The sequence below is a fragment of the Streptomyces sp. NBC_01450 genome (genome assembly GCF_036227505.1).
Classification (GTDB): domain Bacteria; phylum Actinomycetota; class Actinomycetes; order Streptomycetales; family Streptomycetaceae; genus Streptomyces.
Window position 1 is genome coordinate 10,316,094 of record NZ_CP109480.1, and the last position, 25,356, is coordinate 10,341,449.

The window sequence follows — 25,356 nt, forward strand, 5'->3', positions numbered from 1 at the left end:
AGAGCGAGATCATCGGGCTGGCTGACGCGCTGCCTCCGGCCTGTCCTACGCGGCGGTACGTGCCCCCATCGCCGAACACGGCGGGTTCGCCTGGTTCGCCGACCGCGCGCGGGGCGAGCACGACCAGGTCATTCCGCGCGAGCTGCTCGACAGGACCTGGGACTACCTGACCGCACGGTCGGGGGCCCCGACGGTCGCCCGGCGTGATCCGGTGGGTCATGGGATCGCTCGCGGCGCGCTCGCCGTCCTGGCGGACTGGCTCGCCGAACGTCTTGCCTTTCTCGCGCGGGAGAGCAGTAACCCCGCATCGGAACCGGTGTGTTGGGGGAACGGCCTTCCGGCCGGACTGCCCGACCGTGTCGGCCCGCGTCCCGAGGCCAGTACGACCGTTCCCCAGCAGCAGCTCACCGACCACGCGCCGGTGGAGCTCCAGGAGAAGCTGTTCGCCCGAGTCGCCGCGCTGCCCTCGGTGTACAGCCGTCCATCGGCGATCTCCGTACCGGGCGCACGTGGTTTCATGCTCGACGCACCACAGCCCGGCCCCGCCGAGGCGTTCCTCGTGCCGCAGGCGCGGGAGTTCGCCCATCTGCACCCCGAGGCGACGGTTCGCTGCATGTGGCACTGCCGGTGCGGTTGGCCGCCGACGCGATCGAACGTGGCTGGGCCGTGGCCCACCCGCTCGCCGGAATCAGGCTGACCCCAGGAATGGTGCTCGTCCACGGGCCCCGCGACGAGGCCGAACTGGACGTCGTCACCGCCATCGTCATGACCAGTCATGCCTGGGCCGCGGGACTGTCTCCCCGGACCGGCGGCGGAACGGAACCCGCACCGGCGCCGGGTCGCCTCCGCCTCCGCGTTCGGCACGCTCGCCGTCACCGCCGTCTCCAGGGGCAGCGGCATGGCCGAGGCCGCCGGCGCTGGTCAGTGAGGGACTGTGACCAGCACCCGGCCGCGTCCGCCGGTGTCGACACGGTCATGGGCCTTGGCGATGTCCTCGAGCGGGCAGCGGTCGCCGATGTCGATGGTGAGGGCGCCGACGGCGGCCGCGGCGGTGAGGTCCCGGGCGGCCTGGCGTTTGGCCGCGGTGGGGAAGTCGTCGCTGCCGAGCAGGCGCAGGGTGACGTTGTTGAACAGCAGCGGCCAGAAGGGGAGTTCGGTGCGGTCGGCGTGGGTGCCGTACGCGGCGACGACGGCGTCGAGTGCGACGACGGCGTTGTCGAGGTCGGCGTTGGCGGACAGGGACACCTCGACGACACGGTGGACGCCCTCGGGCGCGTACGAGCGGATCGCCGTTGCCGGATGGGCGGAGTCGAGGGCGACGGCGTGGGAGACGACGGCCGGGTCGACGCGGTCCAGGTCGCCGCCGTGCCGGACGGTGCCGATGACGGTGGCGCCGCCCCAGCGGGCGAGCTGGGCGGCCAGGGAGCCGACGCCGCCGAGAACACCGTGCACGAGGATGATCCGGCCGTCGACCGGGCCGTCGGCGAACACGGCGCGGTGGGCGGTGATGCCGGGGATACCCAGGCTTGCGCCGAGTTCGTCGCTGAGGTGGTCGGGGAGCCGTACGGCCTGATGATCGGGTACGACGGTGTACTGGGCGGCGGTGCCGAAGGGCCGGTAGGACTGGGCGCCGTAGACCCAGACCCGCTCTCCCGCGCGGAGGGGGTCGACTCCCTCGCCGATCTCGTCGATGACGCCGGCGGCGTCGCTGTGCGGGACGACCCTCGGGTACGGCATCGAGGAGCCGTGCCAGCCGCGCCGCTTCTTGGTGTCGCCGGGATTGACGCCCGACACGTTCACACGGACCCGCACCTCACCGGGACCGGGCTGGGGGTCGGGCAGTTCGCCGACGTTCAGGACGTCGATGGCGGGGCCGTGTTGGTCGTACCAGGACGCGAGCATGGAAGTACCTCCGGTGTCTGTCAGGGGTTCTCGGGTGGCGCCTCGCCCAACTCCTCGCGGATCCAGGCGCGTTCGGCGCGGCTGGTGGCGCGGGCGGTGAGCATCATGCCGCGCCGGTAGGGATCGGCGACCTCCTCGGCGCGTACGGGCCGGTCTCCGTCGTAGAAGAAGCTCGCCGGCTCCTCCAGGAACAGCAGACGCCTGCGCAGCACCGCATGTCGTTCGGCCGCGTCGGGGAGCAGGGAGAGGAAGGACAGCACCGTGTGGAACCGGGTGTGGTCGGTGATCTCGTGGTCGGCCGGCTTGCGCAGGCGATCGAGCATCTCGGTGCGGCCGGCCTCGGTCAGGCTGAGCACGTAGCGGGCGCCGCCCGACTGGGGGTCCGCCCGCCGCTCGAGAAGACCCGCCTTGGCGAGACGGTTGATGGCCGGGTAGAGGCTGCCGTCACTGACCGGTCGGGTGTAGCCGGTCAGGTGGGAGACACGGCGGCGCAGCTCATGACCCGGCAAGGCGCCTTCGGCGAGGAAGCCCAGTATGGCGAGTTCCAGCATGGGGCCGATCGTCTCACAATCACATCGAATCGATATTCGTATCGAAACGATGCTACGGCCAGGCCGCGCGGCCGGCCCGCCGCGTGCCTCCATGTGGGGGGCGGCGTTCTCGACGGTGGTCGAGTGGTACGACTTCACGCTGTAGGTGTTCATGACCACCGTGCTGTCCCGTGCCTTCTTCGGCCCGGCGCGCTGGTGTTCGGCCATGCAGGTGACCGGTTAGGGCGGCGCGAGGTCCTGCTGGCCTCGATGTCGGTGATGCAGTGCGGGAAGGACGAGGGCCGTGGCGCTTCTCCGGCTTGGCCGCATAGGGGCCGAGAACGCCCAAGCGGGGATGAGACATGTCCGACCGATTCTCCTCGGGCACGAGCTCCGTGTGATCGTCTCGGGGCTGGTCGACCTGCCACCCTTCATCGAGTTCTCGGCGGGCGCGCCGCTGGTCGGCGGCTCTCGCAGCCGGCGATTGATGGCAGTCACCGGTCGGGGGTCGTTCTCGTCGTGAAAGCGGAGATCACCGTCGCACGGTAGGTGACACACAATCGGTTGTCCCTGATATTTGCGAAACCACCGGCCTCGCGAGGACTATTCGATGATTCGGTAGTGGTGGCGTCTCGCTTGGGGCCGTCGGGAATGGTCATGGGCCGCCTTCTGATTCGTAAGTCCAAACGTTGCCGACGTTGCGGCCGCCCCGGCGCATCACGGTACCGAGGATGGCTGTGAGATCGTCCTCGACCTCGGTCAGGAGCTCGGCGCCGAAGACGCACAAGGACTCTTCCCATGGGTGCCAGAAGGTGCCCATGCGCAGGTCGCGGGTGAGGAGCTTGTAGTACTCGCCTTCCCAGCACGCGACGCCCGGCCAGGTCGGCTGCCCTGGCCCGCCAACGCACGTGGGGTCGAAACGGTAACCCTGGTGCCACCAACTGACCGAGTAGAGCTGCTCGCCGGGGCGGACGTGGGCGCGCAGGCCGCGTTCGATGACGTCCTGGAGGCGCGCCACCCGATGGTCGTCCGGGAGGTCCCGCCTCAGGCGGTAGGTGTGACGAGTGTCGGTGACATCCCCGACGTGCCAGGTGACGGAGTCGGACGGCTCGTCAATGGCCGGGTAGTAGGTGTAGCTGGGATTGAAAGCGAACAGGGACTTGAACTCGTCGCACAGCGCGTCGTGATCCCGATCGTCGAACAACATGGACACCGGGCGGGAGCTGGCGGGTGGCATGCCGTTCGGCGTCCACGCGTAGACGCGTACGGTCGAGACAGCGCGGAAGCCGGCTGCGAGAAGGGCATCCAGGACCGGGCCGGTCGGCGCCTCGGCCGTGAGATAGCGGCGGTCCGGCGCCGGGCCTGTGCCCATGTGGAGGTTCCGGCTGTTGCGGGCCCAGCGGACCCAGTGAGGGAGGAAATCTGCGTGGGGGCCGGTCAAACCCCGAACGGCCGCGAACTCTGTCGATCCCACGGCCTCCGCCCAGCCTGCGCCGACGATGCTGGTCTCTGTCTCCAGGAGCTGGACGTTCAGGCCCCAGTTCAGCAAGTTCCCGTGGTCCTCGCGGATGTCCGCGAGGCCGCGCGCGTAGGGACCGCAGGCCTCGACCAGATGGTCCAGCTCGCGAAGTCGGCGGTAGCCGTAGCCCAGCTTGCGCACACGCATGCCCCTCGCCGGTGCCACCTCACCAACCAGTTCGCCGAGTTCAGCGATGAGCAGCGTCCGCGTCGGTCCGACGGCCGTGAAACCGGCGGCGCGCAGCGGCTCGTCCATCTGGATCGGGTCGTGACTGTAGGCCCGCCACTCGGCGGGCTCGCACCGGGTGGCGAACGCCTCTTGCTGCCGACGGATCAGCCCGGTGACTTCCGTTGGGGCGGTCCCGTCGGGCAAGGGGGAGTGTCGAACGGTGCCGTGCGTGCCGTAGTGAGTCCGAATCGCCGGTCCGTCCCGCTCGACCACGGCTCCTACCGGCGCCCGCTCCGGGATATGCCCTCGCACCTGCTCGTCATACGCTGTCAGCAGCGCGTCCACCCCATTCATCAAGCCCCTGGCCCGGCGGACACCTGTCCACGGCCATGGCGATTATCGGGACCATCGCCAACGGCAGCCACGCCGTTGTGACGAAACGGGGCGAACGATCAACCGGCTCAAGAGCTTTCGAGCCGTGGTAACCCGCTAGGACAAGAGAGCCTACGTCTTCCACGGCACGGTCACCGTCGTCGCGATCCGGCTGCGGCTCCACCCATGAGGCGCAGCCAGGCCGCTGGGGACGCATGACCGGACGGTTGGCGGACGTGTACTCGTCCGCGACGGTGAAGACGCCGACACATCCCGGGCATTCCGCTCTGCCGAACAGGTAGGCAATTCCGCTGGCGAGGACATCCTGCCCATCGCGGACAGCGAGCTGATGCATCCACCGGCCGGTTCCGGTGAGTTCCTCGGCGGCTGCCGGCCGCAGGTCCGGTCGGATCTCCTCACCCCCGTTCCACACCTGCGAATAGCACCCGAAGCCGCCGATGACAATCGTCACCCCCACGCCACAGTGGGGACAGTCCACGTTTCTTCATCGGCAGGCAGCAGGGCTACTTCAACCCGGACCTGTCGGTGGAAGACGGGCTGAGTGCAGACGCAGCTGCTCGTCGGCGCGAAGAGCCGATACCGTGCAGCCATGACCGGTGCCGGAGAGCGCCCGCTCCTCTTCCTGGACGTCGATGGAACGCTCCTGCCCTATGGCGGAGCGCGGCTTCCATCGACCCCTGAAGGATGGGACGACTGGCAGGACATGTCGAATCCTCAGCTGGCAGAGATCGACCTTGGGCACGGTGCCCGTCTGCTGGCGCTGCCCTGCGTTCTGATGTGGGCCACCGCATGGAGGGAAAGTGCCAACGAGGTGATAGCTCCGCTGCTCGGGCTGCCTCGGCTTCCGGTGGCCGACTTGCCGGACGTGCCGGAGGAGTTCGAGGCCGGCGTGCTGAACTGGAAGACCGAAGCCCTCGTTCAAGCTGCCGCAGGACGCCCGTTCATCTGGGTCGACGACGGGATCACCGATCTCGATCACGCATGGGTGTCAACGCACCATCGCGGGCACGCCCTCCTCCACCGTGTCGATTCCGCGATCGGCCTGACGGTTACGGACTTTGCGGTCATCGATGACTGGCTGCGAGAGCGGCGTACTGAGGCTCAGTAGTGGTACTGGGACCCGGTCATCGCCCGGCGCCCAGGCCCTTGAGCCCGTCGTAGGCCGCCATCACCATCTCGAGTCCCCGGTAGTCGTCCCCGGTCTCGCGCATCTGGTTCGTCACGTACGACACCGCCATGCGCGCGTCGGGCTCGATCATGACCGTCGAGCCGCCCCAGCCACTCCAGCCGTAGGTGTTGCCGAACAGGCCGTACCCCATGCCGTACCGCATCGGCATGCCCAGGATGTGGTCCTCGCCGCGGAACTGTTCCTCCCACGCACGGTCGCAGCCCGCCCGCGACAGCAGCCGCACCCCACGCGCCGTGCCGCCGCACGCCATCACCGACTGCACGAGCGCGACCGAGCGGGCATTGCCGAATCCGCTCGCCGCGGGGATCTGCGCGCGGCGCCAGGCGACGCTGTTCCCGTCACGGACCCGTACCCCGCCTTCAACGGCAGGAGTTGCGGTTTTGCCGGGCGCGCTCGCGACATAGTCCTCGTCGCGCGACAGCGGCGGGATCGAGAGCGCGACCCGGTGGTCGTGTTCGGCGGACAGCCCGATGTGGAAGTCCGCGCCCAGCGGCCCGGCCACCTCGTCGGCGAAGAACTCACCCAGGGTGCGGCCGGTGATCCGGCGCACGACCTCGCCGACGAGGAACCCCTGGGTGAGGGAGTGGTATCCCGCCGTGGTGCCCGGCTCCCACCGCGGAGCCTGCGCGGCGAGCCGCGCCGTGGCGGTCGGCCAGTCGTAGAGATCGTCGGCCGTTGTCGACCCGTCCCAGTCGGGCAGGCCCGCGGTGTGCGCGAGCAGATGCCGCACCAGCACCCCGCCCTTGCCCGCCGCGGCGAACTCCGGCCAGTACCGCGCGACCGGCGCGGTCAGGTCGAGCTCGCCGCGGTCGGCCAGGACGAGGGCACACAGTGCCGTCATCGTCTTGGTGACCGACCAGACGCCTGCGATCGTGTCGCGTTGCCACGGGTTCGTGCGGTCCGCGTCGGCGAATCCACCCCAGACGTCCACCACCGGCTCGCCGTCCACGAAGACCGCCACCGAGGCACCCACGTCCCCGGCGTCCAGCAACTCGGCCAGCGCGTCGGGTACCGCGGAGAACAGATCGTCGTACGAACCCTGAATCTCGGCCATGCGTGGAACCTAGCCCGCACCGCACCACCACGGTCAACCGAATTTCCGGCACGATGCCGCGCCCGGCGCGTGTGCCACTCCCGGATGACATCGCTTGGTACCGCGGTTCGTCACCGGTGGGGCATGGGGCGGACGGTGAGGATCTGCTGGGCGTGTCCGACCGGGCCGTTGAGGTCGTGCAGGACGGTGCTGGTGAGGCCTTGGCCGGTGGGGCCGAAGGTGACCGTGGTGTCCAAGCCGGTCCAGTGGCCCTCGGGTTGGCGGTGGAGGTGGACCGTCAGGTCGACGTTGGGGTACATCCAGGCGGTGGGCGGCTGTCGTACGGCGATGCCGTTGGCGGTGTCGACGAGGGCGAGGTAGGACGCGAGCGTGCTGCTGGGCTCGCCGGCGACGAGGTCGACGCGGGTGGAGATCCAGGCGGTCGTGCGGCCCGGCGCGGGTGGTGCGAGCGGGCGGACGTCCAGGGAGGCGATGTACCCGCCGGGCCACACCGAGGTCATCGGCCACGGGGCGAGAGCCTCGGGAGGGGCGAGCCGGTCGTCGGGGCCGGCGGCGACGGCCGAGGTGTCGACGGTGGCGAGGAGCCAGGCACGAGCCCGGACCACGGGCCGGCCTGCGATGAGCACGACGGCTTCGATCAACTCGATGGTGCGGCCTGGACGGACGGTGTCCACCCGGATCTCGCACTCGTCGAGGGCGAGACGGCCCAGGATGTCGTAACTGATCCGGGCCGGTACCAGGCCGGTGTCCGGTCGCGCGGCCAGGTGGCGGTCGATGGCGTGGACGACGAGGCCGCCGAGCGGGCTGAAGTGCTGTTCGTCGGGGTCCCAGGCGCCGCCCGCGTGGGCCGTCGGCTTGTAGCGGTGCTCGTCGATGCGCTCGTAGTAGCTGTCGGGGACCGGGGTGCCGGTGTTCAACGGACGTTTCTCCTCGGGCTGTTCGCAGGGCTCGTCAAGGGGGCAAAGAGTCAAAGGGGCAAAGAGTCAAAGGGTGTTGAGCAGGACGACGTAGACGGCGGTGCCTATGCCCACGCTCAGGATCGTTCGGCGGCCGAAGCCCAGATGGACGCCGATGGTGACGGCGACCGCGAGCAGCGCATAGCCCGTTCCGTGCGGGTCGTGCGTGATCGTGCCGTGCAGGGCCGTCACGGCGAGGATCGCGAGGATACCGACCGGCATCCACACCGACAGCTGCCGCACCATCGCCGAGCCGCGCAGGGTGCGCAGCACCGCGAAGGGCAGGGCGCGCAGGGCGAGGGTGATGCTGAAGACGATCGCCAGGACGGCGACGAGGTACGGGGTGCTAGGCATCGGCGGTCTCCTGGGTGGGCCGGCGAGCAGTGAGCGTGTGGCGCACCAGGAGCAGGCCGACGAACATCAGCAACGCGGTGAACATGGCGAGCCCGGGCGTCAGTACGAGCGCGACGGTGGCACTCGCACCGGCGAGCAGGACGGAGGGGATCTCGCCGCGGGAGCGGAACGCGTCCAGGGTGAGCACGGTGAACAGGGCGCACAGAGCGAACTCCAGGCCCTTGATCGGCGCGGGCAGCGCGGCGCCGAGCGCGACCCCGACCAGACCGCCGCCGACCCAGTAGGTCTCGCAGGCGATCTGCATCGCCAGCAGCCGGGGCGCCGAGCGTTCCGCCTCGGGCAGGGAGGCACTGACGGCGTATGCCTCGTCGATCATCGCGTAGACGGCGTACGCCTTCGCGACCGGGTGCTTGACGAGGTGGAGGGGGAAGGAGAAGGCGTAGAAGACGTGCCGGAAGTTGACCACGAGGACGGTCAGTGCGACCGCGGCCAGCGGAGTGACGGTGGCCATCATGCCGACCAGCAGCAGTTCCAGGGAGCCGGCGAAGGCGGCCAGGGACAGGGCGGGAGCGAGCCACCAGGGGAGGCCCGCCTGGATGATCAACAGGCCGAGGGCGATGCCCAGGGGGAAGATCCCGAGACCCGCGGAGAAGGAATCGTGGACCCCCAGGGTGATCTGGTGGCGCCGGTCGGCTGGAGCCCGAGCCGCGACCGGGGCGGCGTCCGGTGTGGCTGTGCGGGACGGAACGTCGTGGTGCATGTGTTTATCGTCCCGGAAATCGCATGACATGTGGTTGCAAAGATTGCTCGCCGGGTGGTTCGGAGTGCAATCTTCTGTCATGGATGCGATCGATCTGGCAATCATTGCCGAGCTGGAGCGGGACGGGCGGCTGACCAACGTCGAGCTGGCGCAGCGGGTCGGGCTCACGACCGGGCCGTGCCTGCGGCGCGTCCAGCGACTGGAGGCCGACGGGGTCATCCGCGGGTACCGGGCTGTCATCGAGCCCACCGCCGTGGGCCGCTCCTTCGAGGTGCTCATCGACCTCAGCCTCGAAGCACAGGACGCGGAGACGGTCGAGCGCTTCGAGCGGACCCTGACGCAGGCCGAGGAGGTCATCGAACTGCGCAGGCTGTTCGGCAGCCCGGACTACTTCGTCCGCGTGGCAGTCGCGGACCTGCCCGCCTACGAGACCTTCCTCAGCCGGCACGTCATGACCATTCCTCGGATCAAGAACGTCACCTCACACTTCACGATGAAGACCGTGAAGCCGGCCTGACGGAATGATCCGACATCACCTGCCCCAGAGCGATGTGCTCGCTGAGCATTCGGGTGAGGACTTCGGTGTGTCCGACCTCGAGGTGTCACGAAGGAGCGAGCGTCGCCCCGGCGCGGCGGGCCGCGTGCGGTGCCGCCCGCCGGGAGGGTTCAACGGGAGTTGGCCAGCAACTGCTCCGACAGCGTCCAGAGCCGTCGTGCGTTGTCCGGGGCGACGGCGTAGCGGGCGACACCCTGCAGCGTGCCGGAGCGACGGTCGATGACCTCGGTCTCGTCGCAGTCGACGAAGTAGCGGCCGCCGACACCCTCGAGGAGCGGGGACGTGGCGAGAAGCACCGAGGTGGCGGCGCCCTGCTCGACGGTCTTGATGAGGTGGGCCGGAACCCTCCCGCTGCCGCGGCCGCCGGTGTGGCGCTGGAGGTTGGTGTAGATGGCGCCCGGCATCAGCGCGTTGGCGGTGATGCCGTCGCCGGCCCAGCGCCGGGTCGCCTCCACCGCGAAGAGGACGCCCGCGGTCTTGGACTGACCGTAGGCGAGCCATGGATCGTAGGGACGGAAAGCGAAGTTGACGTCGTCGAACACCACCGGGGACTGCTGATGACCCGTGGAGCTGACCACGACGATGCGGACGGCGCCGTCGGCGGCCAACGCGCCGTGCAGGCCAGTGGCGAGAGCGAAGTGGCCGAGGTGGTTGGTGGCGAACTGCCGCTCCCAGCCCTGTTCGGCGTACTCCTCGGGACAGGCCATGACACCCGCGTTGTTCACCAGCACGTGCAGGGGGCCCTCCCAGGCGGCGGTGAACGCGGCGACGGACGCGGGATCGGCCAGGTTCAGATGTGCGACACGCACCTCCTGGTTGCCGGTCGAACCGGTGATGTCCTTGGCGACACGTTCACCCGCCGCCATGTCCCGGACGGCGAGGGTGACTTCCGCACCGGTACCGGCCAGGGCGTGCGCCGTTGCCGCCCCGAGGCCGGACGAGGCTCCGGTCACCACCACGCGGCGGCCGGTGAGGTCGATTCCCTGCGCGACCTCGGTGGCCGTGCTGGAGAAACCGAACGGGGTCGTGATGATGCTCAAGGGTGAACTCCTTGCCGTGTGCTGAAGTTGCCATGCGCTGAAGCCGCCGTGCGCACGAGTCGCTGTGCCGGTGCGCGCGGCCTTCTGTGGTCAGGGCCTGACCAGTTGGTCCTGCTCCGTCGGCGGAGTTCCGCCGTGCCAGGGCAGGGCCTTGCCGAAGCGGATCAGCTCGCCGTAGAGGGCGGGATCGACTTGCTCGGCGAAGACCAGGTCGAGCACCGCACGGGCGGCCTCGGAAGGGGACTGGGCCTGGCTGAAGTCGCTGAACCAGGGCCGGGAGGTGGCCGTGTCGACCATGCCGGGGCACACGGAGGCGATCAGGGTGTTGTCGGCGAGGTCGTGCTCGCGGCGTTCGGCCGCGACCGCGCGGACAGCGGCGACCTGGGCCACCTTCGAGGGCACGTTCAGCCAGCGTGGCCAGCCCGCCTCCTGGGCGGTCTTGTGGTGGATGGCGCTGCGCCAGGATTCGACGGCGTACTCGACCTGGTCGAGGCTCGCGCCGTCGAACAGGTGGTGCAGCCGTGGATCGAGGTGGCCGAGAGTGCCCAGGCTGCTGGCCACGACGATCAGCCGACCGCCCGGGCGCAGGACGGGGCCGTACGAGCGCAGGAAAGCGTGGGTGGCGGTGTTCGAGACATCGATGACTTCGTCGGCGCGTTCGGCCTGGGACTCGTCGGGCAGTATCCGGGTGACGGCGTTGGAGATCACGACGTCGACCCCGCCGTGCCGCCCGCACTCGCCTCCGCCGCGCCGCCAGGTGTACGCATCCTGCCCGTGCGCGGTGGGCCCCAGGAGCAGCGGCGCCTGTTCCTGGCCCGTCTTCCCCACCCGCCGACCGAAGCGGTCACCCGCGTGGCAGCCGCCCTCCGTGCCGCGGCCCTCGACGGCGACACGCCGGGCTCAGACCGCTCCTCAGGCGCTGCTCGTACCTGAGTCACCCGGGGCGACACGGACCTTGACGTTCTTCATCAGTGGCTGAGCGCTCTGCGTGCTGTAGTCGGCCGCACCGATGAGGGCGTTCATTTCGGGCATGTACCCCGCCGCGCAGCCGCGGGGCATGTCGTAGCTCAACGCCCGGTACCCGGTGAGGGAGCGCTTGCTGCCGTCCTTGGAGGTGGCCGTGATGTCGACCAGGCTGCCGGGAGTGATGCCGCGGGAGCGCATGTCGGCGCGGTTCATGAGGATGAGCGTGCGCAGGTTCTTGATGCCCCGATAGCGGTCGTCGTCGGAGTAGATGGTCGTGTTCCACTGGTCGTGGGAGCGCATCGTCTGCAGAACCAGCATGTCGTCCTGGGGCACCACGTCCGGCAGCACGGCGGCGGAGAACTCGGCCCGGCCGGACGGGGTGAGGAAGACGAGTTCGCGGGCCGGTTGCTTGATCCGGAACCCCAGCGGCAGTCGGACGCGGCGGTTGAAGTCCTCGAAGCCGTCCAGGGCTTGGGCCATGGTGTCCCGGATGCGGTCGTAGTCCTCGATGTACTGCTCCCACGGGACGGCGCTGTCGGGAAGAGTCGCCCGTGCCATGCTGGCGATGATGGCGGGTTCGGACAGCAGATGCGGCGACGCCGGGCGCTTCATGCCGAGCGACAGGTGCACCATGCTCATGGAGTCCTCGACGGACGTGGACTGCAGCCCACGGCGCTGGTGGTCCTTCTCCGTCCGCCCGAGGCACGGCAGGATGAGTGCCTTCCTTCCGTGGATCAGATGGCTGCGATTCAGCTTCGTGCTGACGTGGACCGTCAGTTCGCAGCGCCGAAGTCCTTCCGCGGTGTACATGGTGTCGGGTGCGGCCATCGCGAAGTTGCCGCCCATTCCGACGAACACCTTGACCGTGCCCCGGTGCATCCCCTCGACCACGCCGACCGTGTCCAGCCCGTGGGCACGGGGAGGGTCGATGCCGCAGACGTCGGCGAGCCGGTCGAGGAACTCGGGCGTGGGCCGGTGGTCGATGCCGCACGTACGGTTCCCCTGCACGTTGCTGTGCCCACGCACGGGCGAGGGCCCGGTGCCCTCGCGCCCCAGGTTCCCGCGCAGCAGCAGGAGGTTGACGATCTCCCGGACGGTGTCCACACCGTGTTCGTGCTGGGACACTCCCAGACACCAGCTGATCAGGGTCCGGTCGGCCCGCGAATACACTTCGGCGGCCTTCAGGATGTCCGCACGCGTCAGCCCGGACTGGCGCTCCAGCTCCTGCCACGGTGTCGCCTCGCACAGGGCCCGGTACTCCTCGAATCCCTGTGTGTGACGGTCGATGAACTCGCGGTCGAGTGCCTTCGGGTTCGAGGTCGATTCGTCGATCACGGCCTTGGCCATGCCGCGCAGGAGCGCCATGTCGCCGCCCGCACGGACCTGGAGGTTGAGCGTGCTCGTGCGCGTCGACTTGAACAGGGCCATGTCGACGAACTCGTGCGGGACGATGGTCCGGGTGGCGGCCGCCTCGATCAGCGGATTCACGTGCACGATCTGGGCACCCCGCCGGTATGCCTCGGCGAGCGCGGTCAGCATGCGCGGAGCGTTGGAGGCCGCGTTGACGCCCATGATGAACAGGGCGTCGGCACTCTCCCAGTCCGCGAGGTCGGCCGTGCCCTTTCCGGTGCCGAGCGACGCCTGCAGCGCACGCCCGGACGCCTCGTGGCACATGTTGGAGCAGTCGGGCAGATTGTTGGTGCCGTACTCGCGAGCCATCAACTGGTACAGGAACGTCGCCTCGTTGCCGAGGCGTCCTGACGTGTAGAAAGCAGCCTTGTTCGGGTCGTCGAGGGCCCGCAGCTCGCTTCCGATGAGCTCGAACGCGGCCTTCCAGGTGACGGGCTCGTAGTGGTCCGTGTCCTCGTTGTAGACCATCGGCTCCGTCAGCCTGCCCTGGTCCTCCAGCGCGAAATCGGTCCACGTCGCCAGCTCCGAGACGGAGTGTGCGGCGAAGAGCTCACGTCCCGCTCGCTTGGGTGTCATCTCCCACGTGACGTGCTTGATGCCGTTCTCACAGATGTCGAGCTTGAGGCCCTTGGTGTCGTCGGGCCATGCGCACCCCGGACAGTCGAACCCCCCGCCCTCGTGGTTCATCTTGAAAATGGCGCGTGGCCCGTCGATCAGCTCGCGCTCCCGCATGAGGACGCGTGTGACGCTCTTGGCGGCGCCCCAGCCGGCCGCCGGATGGTGGTAGGCCCGCTGCGACGGCTGCTTCTCGGTGGGGGGACCCTCGCCTCCGGCAGGTGCCCCCGTACTGCGCGGGGGTTCGTTCTCCGTGACCGCCTTGTCGGTATCCGAGGTAGCCATGCTCATCAACCCTTCGGGGACTACGGTGATGAGGTTGGGGGGACTGCGGCATTCGGGTATTAAATGATCCACAACGTATGTGGAAACGCTACAACCATCTCGTGGCTCGCTCAAACGGGCCACTTGCTCGGACGGACCCCGTGGTTGGCATGCGGTCCGCCGTTCAGCGGGACGGCCCGAGCCGGTTCAAGAACTCCTGGGGGGTGATGGCGGGACCTCCCTCGGGTTTCACGACAGGAATGACCTCGTCGTCGTACCGGACAACGGGTGTTCCCACCACGCCGAAGGATTCGAAATCCCCGATCACTTCTCCGGCCCAGGTGAGATACGTGTCGTCCGTGACCTTTCTGTCGAATTCGGCGTTCCTCAGTCCGCGCACTTTGTCGGCAAGGGACAGCAACACCGAGACGTCGGCGAATTGATCATCAGCAGGGGGAAACGGCTGGGCAGCGAAAAGCGTCGCCAAATAGTCGAAGAACTTTCGCTGCCCCATGTCGCTCGCCGCTGCCAGCGCGCTCAGAGCACGCTGAGAACCGCTGCCGCCCACCGTGTCGTCGATGGTCCCCGCGAAATGAAACTTCGCGACGAGGTTTCCTGCGTCAGCCGCTCGACGAATGGTGCCGAGAAGGCTGTCCGCCACGCGGCGGCTGGCCCGGTCGCGCAACTCGACGAACATGTCGAGCACGTGGGGTGCGTCCAGGCCGCCGTAGTACAGGGTGGTGCCGTTCGCGCCGGTCGAATGCGCGGGGGTCATGGCACGAGTTCGGCACGGACGGCAATAAAGAGCATGGCGACCGACTGTTTGATGAAGGTGTTCGAGCAGCGCATAGGCGCGCTGCTCCGCCGCTGCCAGTTCGGCGGGGTCGACATCTGCCGCGTACAACTCCCCGGCGGCGGCGTCGTCCGCCTCGCGCAATTCCACCACCGCTGCGGCCAGCTGTGTCTGAACGGCAGGGTGCGATACGGCGGCGGAGTCGGCCAGTGTCTGTTCGGCACGTTCGGACGCCTCGTCGCACACGGCCAGCGCTCGGTGCACACGCGCCGCCGGACGCCCATGGACCACCAGCAGCGCACATGCCAGACCGATGAGGATGCCGAGGACACTGCCCAGCGTCCGGTCGTAGACGAGCGTTCCCATCGGGGCCGGGGAGGCCAGGTCACTCATCAGCAGTGCCAGCGGGGTGAGGAAGACGACGCCGAGGCCGTAGTTCCGGGCCACGGTGTATTCCAGCAGGAACTCGAAGACCACGATCAGGGCGACGAGAGCTGTCGGCGGCGGGTGCGTCGCCAGCACGCCGAACGCGATCAAGAGCCCGGCTGCCGTGCCCAAGGTGCGTTGCAAGGCACGCTGCAAGGTGGCACGGACGTTGACCGAATGCAGTACGGCGGCTGCGGAGAGTGCGGCCCAGTAGCCGTGTCCAAAGCTCAGGAACGCGGCCAGTCCTCCTGCCATGCCTGTGCCGATGGCCATCCGGAGCGCGGGGACGACAAGCACCGCGACATGACCCGGGCTGCCGGCACCGGTCCCCACCGCCAGTTCCGCGGCGCGCCGAGACGCGCGATCGGCCTCTGCCGGACGGGCGGTTGCCGCGTCGCCGTACAGGGGATACAGGGACGTCAGCTGTGGCAGAGGGGAAGGAAGGCGGCGGTACCTGAGGGTCAGGAGCCGGGCCTGCGCATGCAGATACCGGGCTGTCGTGGCATCGGGCGTCCGCTGGCGTGCCGAGGTGATCAGGAGTGACCAGGCCAGGTCGGCGAGAAGGACACAGGTCGTGCTCCGCTCGCCGCGTCGCCGGCCGGTTGTCAGGGGACTCAGGCCGAGCGATTGGTACGCCTGGAGGACAGCGGCGGTTGCCCGGTGTCGTGTGTGCCGCGCTCCACCGGCTCCTCCGCCCGGTTCAAGCAGGTCGGCGAGTTCTCTCAGGGCCACCGCCACCGCGAGGCGCTGCGGACGGTCCGGGTGTACGGCCCAACCCACCAGAGCCAGTCCCCAGGCCGTGACAGCCCCCGTTGCGGCGAGCCCTGTCTGGGCGAGCACGTCGCTGAGACCGACGGCTGGGCCGTTGGCCGCCACGGCGAACGAGAAGAGCATCAGCACGGCGCCGAGGCCACTGAGCCGCGTCGCATCGCAGAGGAACTTCGCCAGGCCGGCCGTCACTGCCATCGCGGCGATCACCACGGCAGTGCCGAAACCTCCCGCTCGTGGATCGGTCAGCGCGGCGAGCGCCGCACCGCAGCCGACGCACATCGTCATGGCCACCGCGGTCGCGGCGAGGACGCGGGCGCGACGGCGGTAGGGCAGGTTGCGCCCGAATGTGGTGGTGAAGGCGCCCAGCATGGGATAGACGGCGAGCGCGGTACGTCCGGAGAACACCAACGCCGATGCGGGCAGTGCCATGGCCAGCGCCGCGCGCAGCGCGAAGAGGAGCGCTCCGTCCACTTGGTGCAGGGTGAGCGAGCCACGAGGCGAGAGCACGCGCGTCAGCCGTGCGGCGGAAGATCCCGGGCCGGCGGCGGCTGAGGCGGGAGAATCGGTGCGGTGACGGTGGGGCATCGTTGTCCGTCATGTGGAAGTGCGGTATCCCAGCGGACTTCTTCGAGATCAGTGAACGAGGATTCCTGCGAAAAGGTTGATGGCGGTGGCCAGAATACTGGTGCCGAAGACGTACGACAGCAGTGTGTGCCGTAGCACGATCGAGCGGATCGTCGCACTTGAGACGTCGGTGTCGGAGACCTGGTAGGTCATACCGAGGTTATAGCTGAAGTAGAAGAAGTCCCTGTACGCCGGCGGCTGGTCGGAGTTGAAATCGATTCCGCCCGCGGAAGGCAGGTAGTAGAGGTACGCGTAGCGGGTGGCGTACATCAGATGCAGTGCCGTCCAGGCCATGAACACGCCGAGCAGCGCCATCGCGGCGTGGCCGCTGTCGGAGTTGCCGAGCAGGAATACCACGATGCCGACCAGGCCGCACAGAGCGACCGTGACGACGACGATTTCCTCGGCGAGGGGGCGCAGATCCTCGCGTCGGGCGTTACGGCGGGTCGCGACGGCGTCCATGGGCCACAGCACCATCCAGCCGACCACGACGAAGAATGTCTGGGTCGCGGCGATACCCGAGAGAATGGCCAGCGGTGTGTCGCTCGATAAGCCGACGGCCACGCCGACCGCCGCTCCGACGGCGACTGCGGCGGCGAGCCGTGGGACTGCGGAAAGCGACAAACGGATGCTCACGCTCACAAGCCACAACGGTAGTGGGTCGTACCTGTTCGGCACGGCAAGAGCGGGGTCAGGGGCTTATGGCATCAGGCCGGGTGCGAGTGCTCGGCCTGGGATCGTGGATGACGACTCGTGGACCCTCCGGAAGACTGTCGCCGAGTTCGGGAAGCCGGAACCTGGCTCGACATGTCCGCGTGGTTCACGCGGACACGGGCGGCCTTTCCCCGCTGACCGCGTCGAGCAGCAGCTTCGCGGCCACCGTCGCACCGTCGGTGCGGACCGTGGCGGCCACGGCGGTCGCTCGTGCCCGGGTCTCGGGGGTCAGGGCCGTCCTGAGCGCGGCCGTCAGGGACTCGGTGGTTGGAGCGGGGCCGTCGTGTGCCGCGCCGATGCCCAGGTCGGCCACCCGGCCGGCCCAGTACGGCTGGTCCACCATCTGGGGTACGACCACCTGGGGCGCGCCGGCCCGGGCGGCCGTCGTCGTGGTGCCCGCGCCGCCGTGGTGCACGACGGCGGCCACCCGGCCGAACAGTGCCTGCTGATTGACCTCGCCGACAGCGAAGCAGTCGTCCTGGTCGTCGATCAGGGCCAGGTCGGCCCAGCCGCGGGCCACGACCGCGCGGCGGCCCTGCGCGCGGATGGCCTCGATGGCCGCCCGGGCGACGTCCTTCGGAGCGCGCATGCTGCCGAAGCCCACATAGACCGGCGGTGCGCCGGCGTCCAGGAACGCCATCAGCTCGGCGGGGAGCGGGCGTTCGTCGGGCAGGATCCACGCGCCGGTCTGCACGACGTCGAGGTCCGCCGATTCCTGCCACGGCCCCAGGACCGGGTCCGCCGCCAGCCACGGGCAGTCGGTGAAGACGTGGTCGCGGACGTCGGCCACCGGTGGCAGGCCGATCGACGCCCGGTTCTCGTTGAGTGCCGCGCCGAACAGTTCCTGAATGCCCTGGGCGTCCAGGTCCCACAGCGCCCTGTTGTCGGCCAACTCCGGCGGTAACGGCCAGCCCGGACGCTGCGAAGGCGGGTGGTGCGGCGACGGCAGGGCGACCGGCTGGTAGCTCGCGTACACGTAGCGGATACCCAGCTTCTCGGCCACCGACCGCGCGGCGACCTGCATCAAGCCGGCCGCCACCAGCGCGTCACATCCCTCGGCCGCCGCGGCGACCGTGTCGAACTGCGCGGCGACCAACTCGACGCGACGCCGGGACAGATCCGCCGCCGGCGGCGGCGTCGCCCCGTGCATGATCGGGCGCACCGGCTCGCCGATCGGCACCAGCGGCACGCCGACCCCGGCCAGCAGCTCCGCGAACTCCTTGTCCGGCGGGGCACACACCCGCACCTCCGCGCCGAGTTCCCGCAACCGCAACGCGAGTCCCGCCAGCGGTTCGACGTCCCCGCGCGACCCATACGTCGTCAACAACACACGCATCCGGACTCCCGTTTCCGTAAGTTGTGGCCTCGGCCGGCGATTCTGCGGCACGACCCGGGCCTTGCCGCAAGCCCCAGATCTCCCACGATGGACTGGCCCCGCGCGTGAGCGGACGGGGGGTGTCGTGAGCTCTACGGGACGGGAACCTCTCCATCGAAGGCGACGCGGAAATCTCCGGGCTGCTTGGCCATGCGCAGTGGTATGTCGACTCCGGCACGTTCACGGAGTGAGCATGCCTGAGAAATTCTGTATCCAGAAAAGTTCACCGGAGGGCTTCGCGTCATGTCACGGAACAGCGTGACTTATAAACAGGAACCGATCTTGATAAAGCCACCGGGTGACGGTTCCCGTAAGTGCGAGTAGTCGCACTGGGGAGTTAGCGTAGCGATATGCGTCATGAAGTGACCGATGCCGATACCGCCGTGACGGTGGGCAGCGGTGACGTGCCTGTGCTGTCCACTCCGAGGCTCATCGCGTGGATGGAGGCGGCAACCGTGCAGGCCGCCGCGCCGTTCACCAGAACGGGTCAGACCTCTGTCGGGACCGCGGTGCGTATCGAGCACTTCCGTGCCACGCCGGTGGGCGGTCGGGTGGAGGTCATCGCCGAACCGCCTGCCGCCGAGGCAGGCGGACGGCTCACTTTCCTCCTGCGAGTACTCGACGGCTCCGGAGAGCTTGTGGCGGCGGGAGAGATCGACCGGGTGATCGTCGATCGGCGGCGATTCCTCGCGCGGGCACTCGGCCGTGAGACGCACCGCTGATCGGTCCTCGATATGGACCGGTGATCAATACGAGCGGTGATCGATACGGAGCGCTGTCCGCCAAGGCGTGCCCACGCCGGACAGAGACGCCACGACGACCGCACCCACTACACGGGTGTATGGCCCTTGAGGTAGTCGCGCACGGCTTCGGGCAGCCCCGCGTCGATGGCTTCGGCGAACGGAGCCCAGCGGATCCGCTCCGGGGTGAGTCGCGCCTCCGCCGAGGGGGACTGGCTCAACAGTTGGCACACCACGGCAGGCCGTGCGACGTCATCTCGAGTCGCTCCCCGCGGCCGTAGAACCGATGAGCCGTCGACCAGATACCCGGTGAGCTCGTAGACGAGGCGCGCCGCGCCGGCCTCCGCCGATTCGGCGGGCTGCGGAGCGCCTGACGGCAGCCCCCAGCCGTCCTGCGCGGCCACCATCAGGAGACGTCCGTCGTACACGACGACCGCGTCCACCACACCCCGGTCAGCCTGCTCCAGTGCCATGGCCCAACTGCCCCTCTCCCTTTCGCGCGACCGGCCGACCGGCCCCGTCCGAGCCCCCTTTCCTACCCTGGCCGCACCGGTTCACGCGGTACCGCCGCACGGGCGAGTGCCGGCCGCGCGCTGCTCGGCTGCCGTTCTGTCATGAGCGGAGTGCCACCACGGCCTCGTCGGTGTACACGAGGAAGGTCAGGCTCTGGCGGAAGTACAACTCGATCTCGTTCGCGTCATGCGCGGTGTAGCCGATCGCGAGGTCCTCACCGAGTCGCAGTTCGAAGTCCCCACCGCGTGTGGACAGCAGAAAACCGCCGTTGATCGCGGGCGTCCAGATCGGCGGGGCGTCCAGCATCCGACTGAGATGTTCCGTGATCGGATAGCCGTGATCGGACGTCTCGCTCACCAAGGTGTACGCGTCGGCGCCCAGCAGCAGCGAATACGGGCCGGCGACTCCGGCCAGACGCAGGGTCGTCAGCGCGCGGCTGACAGCATCCGGGTAGTCACGTGTCTCCGCCGGCAGGCCGTGCACCGGATGGGAGGTACGGCTGCGCAGCCCGTCGATGCCCGCTGCCTCGTACCCCTCGAAGACGGCCCGGTCCTCGGTGAAGGCCATGGCGCGTGCCGCGTCCTTGACCGGTTGCCAGTCGGAGTCGTTCGAGCCGCGCTCGACGTCGTCCACCGCGTCGCGACCGACCTTGAAGGGGACGCGCAGTTCGACCAGGGGCTGGGCTTGACGCAGGAGCGCGGTGACGCCCGGTCCGGGCGCTTCGATGCGGGCGAGATGGCCAGTGCCGACCGAGGCCAGCGCGGGACCATCGGGTCCGGTGACGTCCACGACACGACGGCCCCCCACGTTGCGCTGGAACGTGCGGCGGGCTTCCTCCTCGATCTGTGCCCATGCCTGGGGCGTGATCGGCGCGAGTTCGCGGTGCAGGTTGCTCATACCGTTGGGCGTGGACACGTGATCAGGCTCCTTTGAGACTGCCGATCCCCAGGGAGCCCTCGGTCGTCGGCGCGCCGGTGGGCGCGGCGGGTGGGTCGTCGAGGAAATCGGCGCTGGGTACGTAGAACAGACAGCCGGTGACCGCCGTGGAAAAGTCGAGGATGCGATCGTGAGAATGGGGGTGGTCACCGAGGAACATGTTCCTCAGCATCTGTTCGGTGACCTCCGGAGTGCGCGCATAGCCGATGAAATAGGTGCCGAACTCCCTTTGTCCGATGCTGCCGAACGGCATGTTGTCGCGGACGATCTTCCGTTCGTTTCCCTCCGCGTCGGTGATGGTGTTCAGCGCGACATGAGAGTCCGGTGGTTTGATGTCGTCCGGAATTTCGACGTTCGCCAGTTTTGTGCGGCCGATGACTTTCTCCTGTTCCTGCGTGGGCAACGTGTTCCAGGCGGCGAGGTCGTGCACGTACTTCTGAACGATCACATAGCTGCCGCCCGCGAAATCGCGGTCCTCGTCACCGATGAACACCGCGTCGGCCGCGACGTCACCCTCGGGGTTCTCGGTGCCGTCGACGAAGCCGAGGAGGTCGCGCTCGTCGAAGTACTTGAAACCGTGCACCTCGTCCACCACGGCGACCGCTCCGTAGAGGCGTTCGCCGATCAACTGGGCCAGTTCGAAACAGAGATCCATGTGGTGCGCTCGCACATGGAAGAGCAGGTCACCAGGGGTGGACGGGGCTCGGTGCCGGGAGCCCGCCAACGCCACGAAGGGATGCAGATCGCGCGGGCGGGGTCCCTCGAAGAGCCGGTCCCATGCGGCGGAGCCGATGCCGACGACGCAACTCAGCTCCGCATCCGGAGCTCGGAAACCGACCGATCGCCGCAACCCGGCCACATCCTGGAGCAGGTCGCGAACAGCGGGCTCGCCGCCGGGTGCCATGGTGCACACGAGGAACAGGGCGGCTTTGGCGGGCGGGGCGATCACGAACTGCGACTCAACCACGGAGCCTGCCTCCTACTTGTCGTGGCTATGGCGCTACGCTCAGCAGGATAGGTGAGGAAACAAAATAAATACTAGGATTGGATCAGCCCATCCGCTACCGCGCCGCGCCCCGTCGGCTGGGCGATACGCGAGGCCTTCTGCCGGCCGACTTTCGCAAAGGCGCCAATCTCGCCTCTGCTTCAAGAATTGACTACATCTCGCGGCCGTCGGGTTCAAGTCGGCAGTGAGGTTTTCTCAACGGGCAACGGACCAGTCCGCGGTAACCAACGGGCCAGTCCGCGGTAACCGGAGAGCCACGGCATCCTCCACTCGCTCACCCACGGAGAGGCCGACGGCGAGGAGTTCGTTGGCGAGGGCCATGGCTTCGTCAACTCTGCTGCGAAGTGCCCGGATCCTCGCCCCGAAGTGTCTCCATCCATGTGGCGTTCGGCCTCCGGGGGACCGGGCGTGGGTTTTCGGCCATCTGCGGGACGTCCTGGACGAGGGTCTCCTCGCGGACGTCTGATGTTGCGCCCGAGTTGTACTCAATTCTGGGGATTGACCCTGTGCGTGATGGTGCGCTTGCCTCGAAGAGAGCCCTCGGCGCGGGGCCGGGGGAGATGCGTCAACGGGGAAACACAGGGGGAATCGTGTTCAGAACCATGCGCGGGGTGTCCGTCGCGGTGCTCACGGGGGCGATGGTCGCACTGTCGGCCACGTCGGCCACGTCGGCCACGTCGGCCACGTCGGCCACGTCGGCCACGTCGGCCACGTCGGCCACGTCGGCCACGTCGGCCACCTCGGCGCCGAAGCCGGAGACCGAGCGGGTCACACTGTCGGCGACGGGGGAGCAGGGCGACGACGACTCGTACGGACCGCGATTCAGTGCCGACGGCCGCTTCGCGGTCTTCGCGGCGTACGCGTCCAACCTGGTGCCCGGCGACACCAACGGCTTCCTTGACGTGTTCGTGCGCGACCTGCGCAAGGGGACCGTCGAGCGGGTCAGCGTCAGTTCGGACGGCGCGCAGGCCGACAGCGAGTCGTCCGCGCAGGCCATCAGTGCCGACGGGCGGTACATCCTGTTCCGCTCCAACGCCAGGAACCTGGTCCGCTGGGACAACCCGCCCACGAACACCGCGGCCGACGACATCTACCTGCACGACCGGCGAACCGGCGCCACGGAGCGGATCAGCGTCGCCCTCGACGGAGGTTCCGCCTTCGCGGCCGGCGCCACGATGTCGGCGGACGCCCGCTACATCGCCTTCAACGCCAAGGCCGACCGGATGGAGACCCCGGCGACCTCTTCGGAGCCGTGTACGTCCTCGACCGCCACACCGGCGTCGTGGAGCGGATCACCAACCGGGACCGCCCGGACAACCCCGCGCTCCTGCAGGGTCTGAGCGCCGACGGCCGCTACGTGGCGTACACGCAGCTCGTGCCGCGCAGCTCGTACGGTCGCACGTGGGTGCACGACCGCCGCACCGGCACGGAGGAACAGGTCAACGTCAAGCCGGACGGCACCCCGGTACAGCGGTACGCGATGCCCGCCTCGTTCTCCGCGGACGACCGGACCATCGCATTCGACTACTGGGGAGATGAGGAACTGGTCCCAGGTGAAACCCCCAGTACCGCCTCCACCGTCTACGTCCGCGACCTGCGCAAGGGTGTCACCCGGCGGGTCAATGCCGGTCCCGCCGGCGAGGACCGGGCGCGCGAGCCCCTGCTCAGCCCGGACGGGCGGTATGTGGCCTATCAGGCGGATCCCCGTCTGGCGGACGGGCGGCTCGGGCCGGCCAATGTCTACCTCCGCGACCTGGGCACCGGCACCACGCGTCTGGTCAGCAAGTCCGTCGTCGGTGGGCCCGTCTCGGACGTCCCCGTGGCGGTCGCCTCGTTGAGCGCAGGAGCCCGGCGCATCGGCCTCGGCAGCGAATCGGCGCAGCTCGTCCCCGACGACACCAACGGTCACTACGACGGCTTCGTGCGTCGCCTTCGCTGAACTGCTCCGTCATGCATGGGACTTGGAGGGACCAGAAAGGAAAGGAACTGACTCGCACGGAACAACAGAGGTATACGCACAGACCGACATGGCACTTGGACGGAACAACAGGAGGACCTTCCATGCATTTCGCACGCCGCACCACACTGAGCGCCGCCGTGGTGGCCGCTCTCGCCGGCACCGTGTTACCGGCCGCCGCACAGCACTCCTCACCCGGCCCCACCCGGGCCAGCGTCGCCACCGACGGGCGGCAGGCCGACGGCCCCTCCGTCGCACCCGCGCTCAGTGCGAACGGCCGCTACATCGCCTTCGTCTCGTCCGCCGCCAACCTGGTCCGGGGGGACACGAACGGAGTCGCCGACGTCTTCGTGCACGACCTGCGCACCGGCCGTACCCAGCGCGTCGCCGAGGGCCCGGCGACGGGCGTGGCGCTCAGTGGCGACGGCCGTGACGTCGTCCTGGCCACCACGGCCGCGCTCACAAAGGACGACGACAACGGCCTCGACGACATCTACCTCTACGACCGCCGCACCCACCGGACCGAGCGCATCAGCCACGGCCACCCGGACGCCCCGCCCCGCAACCGGCTGAACTACTCGCCCGCCATCAGCGCGAACGGCAGGGTCGTCGCGTACACCACCGCGACCCCGGACGCCGCGCCCGGCGACACCAACGGTCGGGACGACGTGATCGTCCACGATCGGCGCACGGGGAAGAACCAACTGGTCCAGTACCGTACAGACGGGGCCCTCGGCGACGGCGACTCCCTCTCGGCGTCGCTCAGCGCCGACGGCCGCCAGGTCGCCTTCGAGACGGCGGACCAGCTGGACCCGAACCACGACTGGACGCACGCCAGGAACGTCTATGTCCGCGACCGGCTGAAGGGCACGACGGAGCAGATCAGCCGGCCCACCCGCTTCGTCTACAAGGAGAGCTCGTTCGGCTCGTCGATCAGCGCGAACGGCCGGATGTTCGCCTTCTCGTCCAACGTCGGCTCCCTGGTGCCCGGCGACAACAACAATGCCACCGACGTGTTCGCCTTCGACCGGAAGAACCAGACGACCGTGCGCGTCAGCACCGCGGCAGACGGCACCCAGGCCAACGGGGTGAGCTCCGCCGCGAGTCTGAGCGGGGACGGCCGCCGCGTCGCCTTCGTCTCGGCGGCCACCAACCTCGTCCCCGGCGACACCAACGGCCTCGCCGACGTCTTCGTCAAGGACCTGAGGACCGGCGCGGTCGAGCGGGTGAGCGTGGCGGCCGACGGCACCGAGGCGGACAGGCCCGCGGTGGGCTCCACGTCGCTGAGCGACCACCGGATCGCCTTCTCCTCGGCGGCCACCAACCTCGTCCGCGGCGACACCAATGACACCACCGACGTCTTCACGGTATCCCGCACGAGCTGATGGGTCGACAGGGCATCCAGCCCCACGACACATGTGGGCGCAACCCTGCCACCACCGCGCGGCGCCGGCCGCATGCCACGGCTGCCTTCGCCGCTGCGATGAATTTGAGCGGGTCTTCCTGCCCGATCAACCGGCGCGGGCGGACGCCGAACAGCCATCGGCTGCCGTCCGGCCGGACCAATCGCTTGTTCTCTTGCCACGGCGCGAGTTGGGGGTGCGAGGCGACTGGTGGGACGGTCGGACGCAAGCCGTGGGAGATCGAAGTCGTGGACCTGCTGAACATGTCCACAGGAGAATGGTCGCTCCCGCGGTGCGAGTGGCACCGGGCCCACGTCCCAGGTCCACGCGCTGTGGACTACGGTTGCCAGCGCCCTGTTGTCGCCCGCCACGGCCGTCCGTACGAAAACGTCATCTCGGGCCAGGGCCCCACCTGGATCGGG

At 68.9% G+C, this 25,356-nt stretch carries 23 protein-coding genes and 2 pseudogenes; 9 read left to right on the forward strand and 16 right to left on the reverse strand.

The window, feature by feature from the left end:
• Positions 1-627: 627 nt before the first annotated feature.
• Together OG568_RS61605 and OG568_RS46010 are read left to right on the forward strand one after the other, a co-directional pair.
• A pseudogene (locus OG568_RS61605) lies at positions 628-708 on the forward strand (hypothetical protein); the annotation flags it as partial.
• A 67-nt stretch (positions 709-775) separates the two neighbouring features.
• Entirely contained in the window at positions 776-928 is a 153-nt protein-coding gene (locus tag OG568_RS46010; RefSeq protein WP_329535908.1) for a hypothetical protein, read from the forward strand.
• On the opposite strand, the gene OG568_RS46015 is transcribed toward OG568_RS46010, so the two are convergent.
• From OG568_RS46015 to OG568_RS46025, 3 genes are all read right to left on the reverse strand, one after another.
• On the reverse strand, positions 922-1,902 hold the full coding sequence (locus OG568_RS46015) for an NADPH:quinone reductase (RefSeq protein ID WP_329535909.1): 981 nt from the start codon (positions 1,900-1,902) through the stop codon (positions 922-924). The two genes, OG568_RS46010 and OG568_RS46015, sit on opposite strands and share 7 nt — an antisense overlap.
• A 20-nt stretch (positions 1,903-1,922) precedes the next feature.
• Positions 1,923-2,453 carry a PadR family transcriptional regulator gene (locus tag OG568_RS46020; protein ID WP_329535910.1) on the reverse strand — a complete coding sequence of 177 codons (531 nt, stop codon included), beginning with the start codon at positions 2,451-2,453 and terminating at the stop codon, positions 1,923-1,925.
• Positions 2,454-3,087: 634 nt separating this feature from the next.
• The gene (locus OG568_RS46025; RefSeq protein ID WP_329535911.1) at positions 3,088-4,323 is read right to left on the reverse strand and encodes a DUF2716 domain-containing protein; all 1,236 of its coding nucleotides are present in this window, start codon (positions 4,321-4,323) and stop codon (positions 3,088-3,090) included.
• 220 nt (positions 4,324-4,543) lie between these two features.
• Between OG568_RS46025 and OG568_RS46030 the strand changes: the two are divergent.
• Together OG568_RS46030 and OG568_RS46035 are read left to right on the forward strand one after the other, a co-directional pair.
• Positions 4,544-4,681, forward strand: a pseudogene (locus OG568_RS46030) (IS5/IS1182 family transposase); the annotation flags it as partial.
• Between the two features lie 420 nt (positions 4,682-5,101).
• Positions 5,102-5,620 carry an HAD domain-containing protein gene (locus OG568_RS46035; RefSeq protein ID WP_329536629.1) on the forward strand — a complete coding sequence of 173 codons (519 nt, stop codon included), beginning with the start codon at positions 5,102-5,104 and terminating at the stop codon, positions 5,618-5,620.
• Positions 5,621-5,636: 16 nt separating this feature from the next.
• Here the strand turns inward: OG568_RS46035 and OG568_RS46040 are convergent, their stop codons facing one another.
• The 4 genes from OG568_RS46040 to OG568_RS46055 all read right to left on the reverse strand — a co-directional run bounded on the left by OG568_RS46040 (position 5,637) and on the right by OG568_RS46055 (position 8,825).
• On the reverse strand, positions 5,637-6,755 hold the full coding sequence (locus OG568_RS46040; protein ID WP_329535912.1) for a serine hydrolase domain-containing protein: 1,119 nt from the start codon (positions 6,753-6,755) through the stop codon (positions 5,637-5,639).
• A 110-nt stretch (positions 6,756-6,865) separates the two neighbouring features.
• Complete coding sequence (locus OG568_RS46045; protein ID WP_329535913.1) at positions 6,866-7,672, reverse strand: thioesterase family protein; 807 nt, start codon at positions 7,670-7,672, stop codon at positions 6,866-6,868.
• Positions 7,673-7,738: 66 nt separating this feature from the next.
• Positions 7,739-8,065: a branched-chain amino acid transporter permease gene (locus OG568_RS46050; RefSeq protein ID WP_329535914.1), complete on the reverse strand. Its 327-nt coding sequence runs from the start codon at positions 8,063-8,065 to the stop codon at positions 7,739-7,741.
• Positions 8,058-8,825 (reverse strand): AzlC family ABC transporter permease, encoded by a 768-nt coding sequence (locus OG568_RS46055; protein WP_329535915.1) that lies wholly within the window; start codon positions 8,823-8,825, stop codon positions 8,058-8,060. The genes OG568_RS46050 and OG568_RS46055 overlap by 8 nt, the downstream gene beginning before the upstream one ends.
• A 79-nt stretch (positions 8,826-8,904) precedes the next feature.
• Here OG568_RS46055 and OG568_RS46060 point away from each other — a divergent pair, with 79 nt between their 5' ends.
• Positions 8,905-9,342 (forward strand): Lrp/AsnC family transcriptional regulator, encoded by a 438-nt coding sequence (locus tag OG568_RS46060; protein WP_329535916.1) that lies wholly within the window; start codon positions 8,905-8,907, stop codon positions 9,340-9,342.
• Positions 9,343-9,491: 149 nt separating this feature from the next.
• On the opposite strand, the gene OG568_RS46065 is transcribed toward OG568_RS46060, so the two are convergent.
• The 6 genes from OG568_RS46065 to OG568_RS46095 form a co-directional block, all read right to left on the reverse strand.
• Positions 9,492-10,421 carry an SDR family NAD(P)-dependent oxidoreductase gene (locus tag OG568_RS46065; RefSeq protein ID WP_329535917.1) on the reverse strand — a complete coding sequence of 310 codons (930 nt, stop codon included), beginning with the start codon at positions 10,419-10,421 and terminating at the stop codon, positions 9,492-9,494.
• Positions 10,422-10,511: 90 nt separating this feature from the next.
• Entirely contained in the window at positions 10,512-11,249 is a 738-nt protein-coding gene (locus OG568_RS46070) for a carbonyl reductase (protein ID WP_443077828.1), read from the reverse strand.
• An 84-nt stretch (positions 11,250-11,333) separates the two neighbouring features.
• Positions 11,334-13,697, reverse strand: coding sequence for an FdhF/YdeP family oxidoreductase (locus OG568_RS46080; RefSeq protein ID WP_329535918.1), 2,364 nt, complete (start codon positions 13,695-13,697; stop codon positions 11,334-11,336).
• Positions 13,698-13,860: 163 nt separating this feature from the next.
• A complete protein-coding gene (locus OG568_RS46085; protein WP_329535919.1) occupies positions 13,861-16,251 on the reverse strand; it encodes an FUSC family protein in 2,391 nt (796 codons plus the stop codon).
• 48 nt (positions 16,252-16,299) lie between these two features.
• The gene (locus OG568_RS46090) at positions 16,300-16,926 is read right to left on the reverse strand and encodes a DUF1345 domain-containing protein (RefSeq protein WP_329535920.1); all 627 of its coding nucleotides are present in this window, start codon (positions 16,924-16,926) and stop codon (positions 16,300-16,302) included.
• Between the two features lie 184 nt (positions 16,927-17,110).
• The gene (locus OG568_RS46095; protein WP_329535921.1) at positions 17,111-18,340 is read right to left on the reverse strand and encodes a glycosyltransferase; all 1,230 of its coding nucleotides are present in this window, start codon (positions 18,338-18,340) and stop codon (positions 17,111-17,113) included.
• Positions 18,341-18,729: 389 nt separating this feature from the next.
• Here OG568_RS46095 and OG568_RS46100 point away from each other — a divergent pair, with 389 nt between their 5' ends.
• Positions 18,730-19,101 (forward strand): thioesterase family protein, encoded by a 372-nt coding sequence (locus OG568_RS46100; RefSeq protein ID WP_329535922.1) that lies wholly within the window; start codon positions 18,730-18,732, stop codon positions 19,099-19,101.
• Between the two features lie 107 nt (positions 19,102-19,208).
• On the opposite strand, the gene OG568_RS46105 is transcribed toward OG568_RS46100, so the two are convergent.
• The 3 genes from OG568_RS46105 to OG568_RS46115 form a co-directional block, all read right to left on the reverse strand.
• On the reverse strand, positions 19,209-19,592 hold the full coding sequence (locus OG568_RS46105; RefSeq protein ID WP_329535923.1) for an NUDIX hydrolase: 384 nt from the start codon (positions 19,590-19,592) through the stop codon (positions 19,209-19,211).
• A 139-nt stretch (positions 19,593-19,731) separates the two neighbouring features.
• Complete coding sequence (locus tag OG568_RS46110) at positions 19,732-20,529, reverse strand: family 1 encapsulin nanocompartment shell protein (protein WP_329536631.1); 798 nt, start codon at positions 20,527-20,529, stop codon at positions 19,732-19,734.
• A gap of 22 nt (positions 20,530-20,551) precedes the next feature.
• Positions 20,552-21,535, reverse strand: coding sequence for a Dyp-type peroxidase (locus OG568_RS46115; RefSeq protein ID WP_329535924.1), 984 nt, complete (start codon positions 21,533-21,535; stop codon positions 20,552-20,554).
• A 629-nt stretch (positions 21,536-22,164) separates the two neighbouring features.
• Here OG568_RS46115 and OG568_RS46120 point away from each other — a divergent pair.
• From OG568_RS46120 to OG568_RS46130, 3 genes are all read left to right on the forward strand, one after another.
• Positions 22,165-22,914, forward strand: coding sequence for a TolB family protein (locus OG568_RS46120; RefSeq protein WP_329535925.1), 750 nt, complete (start codon positions 22,165-22,167; stop codon positions 22,912-22,914).
• Positions 22,857-23,513: a TolB family protein gene (locus OG568_RS46125; protein ID WP_329535926.1), complete on the forward strand. Its 657-nt coding sequence runs from the start codon at positions 22,857-22,859 to the stop codon at positions 23,511-23,513. The genes OG568_RS46120 and OG568_RS46125 overlap by 58 nt, the downstream gene beginning before the upstream one ends.
• Before the next feature lie 122 nt (positions 23,514-23,635).
• Positions 23,636-24,916 (forward strand): TolB family protein, encoded by a 1,281-nt coding sequence (locus OG568_RS46130; protein WP_329535927.1) that lies wholly within the window; start codon positions 23,636-23,638, stop codon positions 24,914-24,916.
• Positions 24,917-25,356 lie beyond the last annotated feature (440 nt).

Bases quoted from the DNA above. Each gene is read 5' to 3' on its own strand.
- OG568_RS46010 (WP_329535908.1), top strand. From the start codon at position 776: ATGCCTGGGCCGCGGGACTGTCTCCCCGGACCGGCGGCGGAACGGAAC.
- OG568_RS46015 (WP_329535909.1), bottom strand. From the start codon at position 1,902: ATGCTCGCGTCCTGGTACGACCAACACGGCCCCGCCATCGACGTCCTG.
- OG568_RS46020 (WP_329535910.1), bottom strand. From the start codon at position 2,453: ATGCTGGAACTCGCCATACTGGGCTTCCTCGCCGAAGGCGCCTTGCCG.
- OG568_RS46035 (WP_329536629.1), top strand. From the start codon at position 5,102: ATGACCGGTGCCGGAGAGCGCCCGCTCCTCTTCCTGGACGTCGATGGA.
- OG568_RS46040 (WP_329535912.1), bottom strand. From the start codon at position 6,755: ATGGCCGAGATTCAGGGTTCGTACGACGATCTGTTCTCCGCGGTACCC.
- OG568_RS46050 (WP_329535914.1), bottom strand. From the start codon at position 8,065: ATGCCTAGCACCCCGTACCTCGTCGCCGTCCTGGCGATCGTCTTCAGC.
- OG568_RS46055 (WP_329535915.1), bottom strand. From the start codon at position 8,825: ATGCACCACGACGTTCCGTCCCGCACAGCCACACCGGACGCCGCCCCG.
- OG568_RS46060 (WP_329535916.1), top strand. From the start codon at position 8,905: ATGGATGCGATCGATCTGGCAATCATTGCCGAGCTGGAGCGGGACGGG.
- OG568_RS46080 (WP_329535918.1), bottom strand. From the start codon at position 13,697: ATGGCTACCTCGGATACCGACAAGGCGGTCACGGAGAACGAACCCCCG.
- OG568_RS46085 (WP_329535919.1), bottom strand. From the start codon at position 16,251: ATGCCCCACCGTCACCGCACCGATTCTCCCGCCTCAGCCGCCGCCGGC.
- OG568_RS46095 (WP_329535921.1), bottom strand. From the start codon at position 18,340: ATGCGTGTGTTGTTGACGACGTATGGGTCGCGCGGGGACGTCGAACCG.
- OG568_RS46100 (WP_329535922.1), top strand. From the start codon at position 18,730: ATGCGTCATGAAGTGACCGATGCCGATACCGCCGTGACGGTGGGCAGC.
- OG568_RS46105 (WP_329535923.1), bottom strand. From the start codon at position 19,592: ATGGCACTGGAGCAGGCTGACCGGGGTGTGGTGGACGCGGTCGTCGTG.
- OG568_RS46110 (WP_329536631.1), bottom strand. From the start codon at position 20,529: ATGAGCAACCTGCACCGCGAACTCGCGCCGATCACGCCCCAGGCATGG.
- OG568_RS46130 (WP_329535927.1), top strand. From the start codon at position 23,636: ATGCATTTCGCACGCCGCACCACACTGAGCGCCGCCGTGGTGGCCGCT.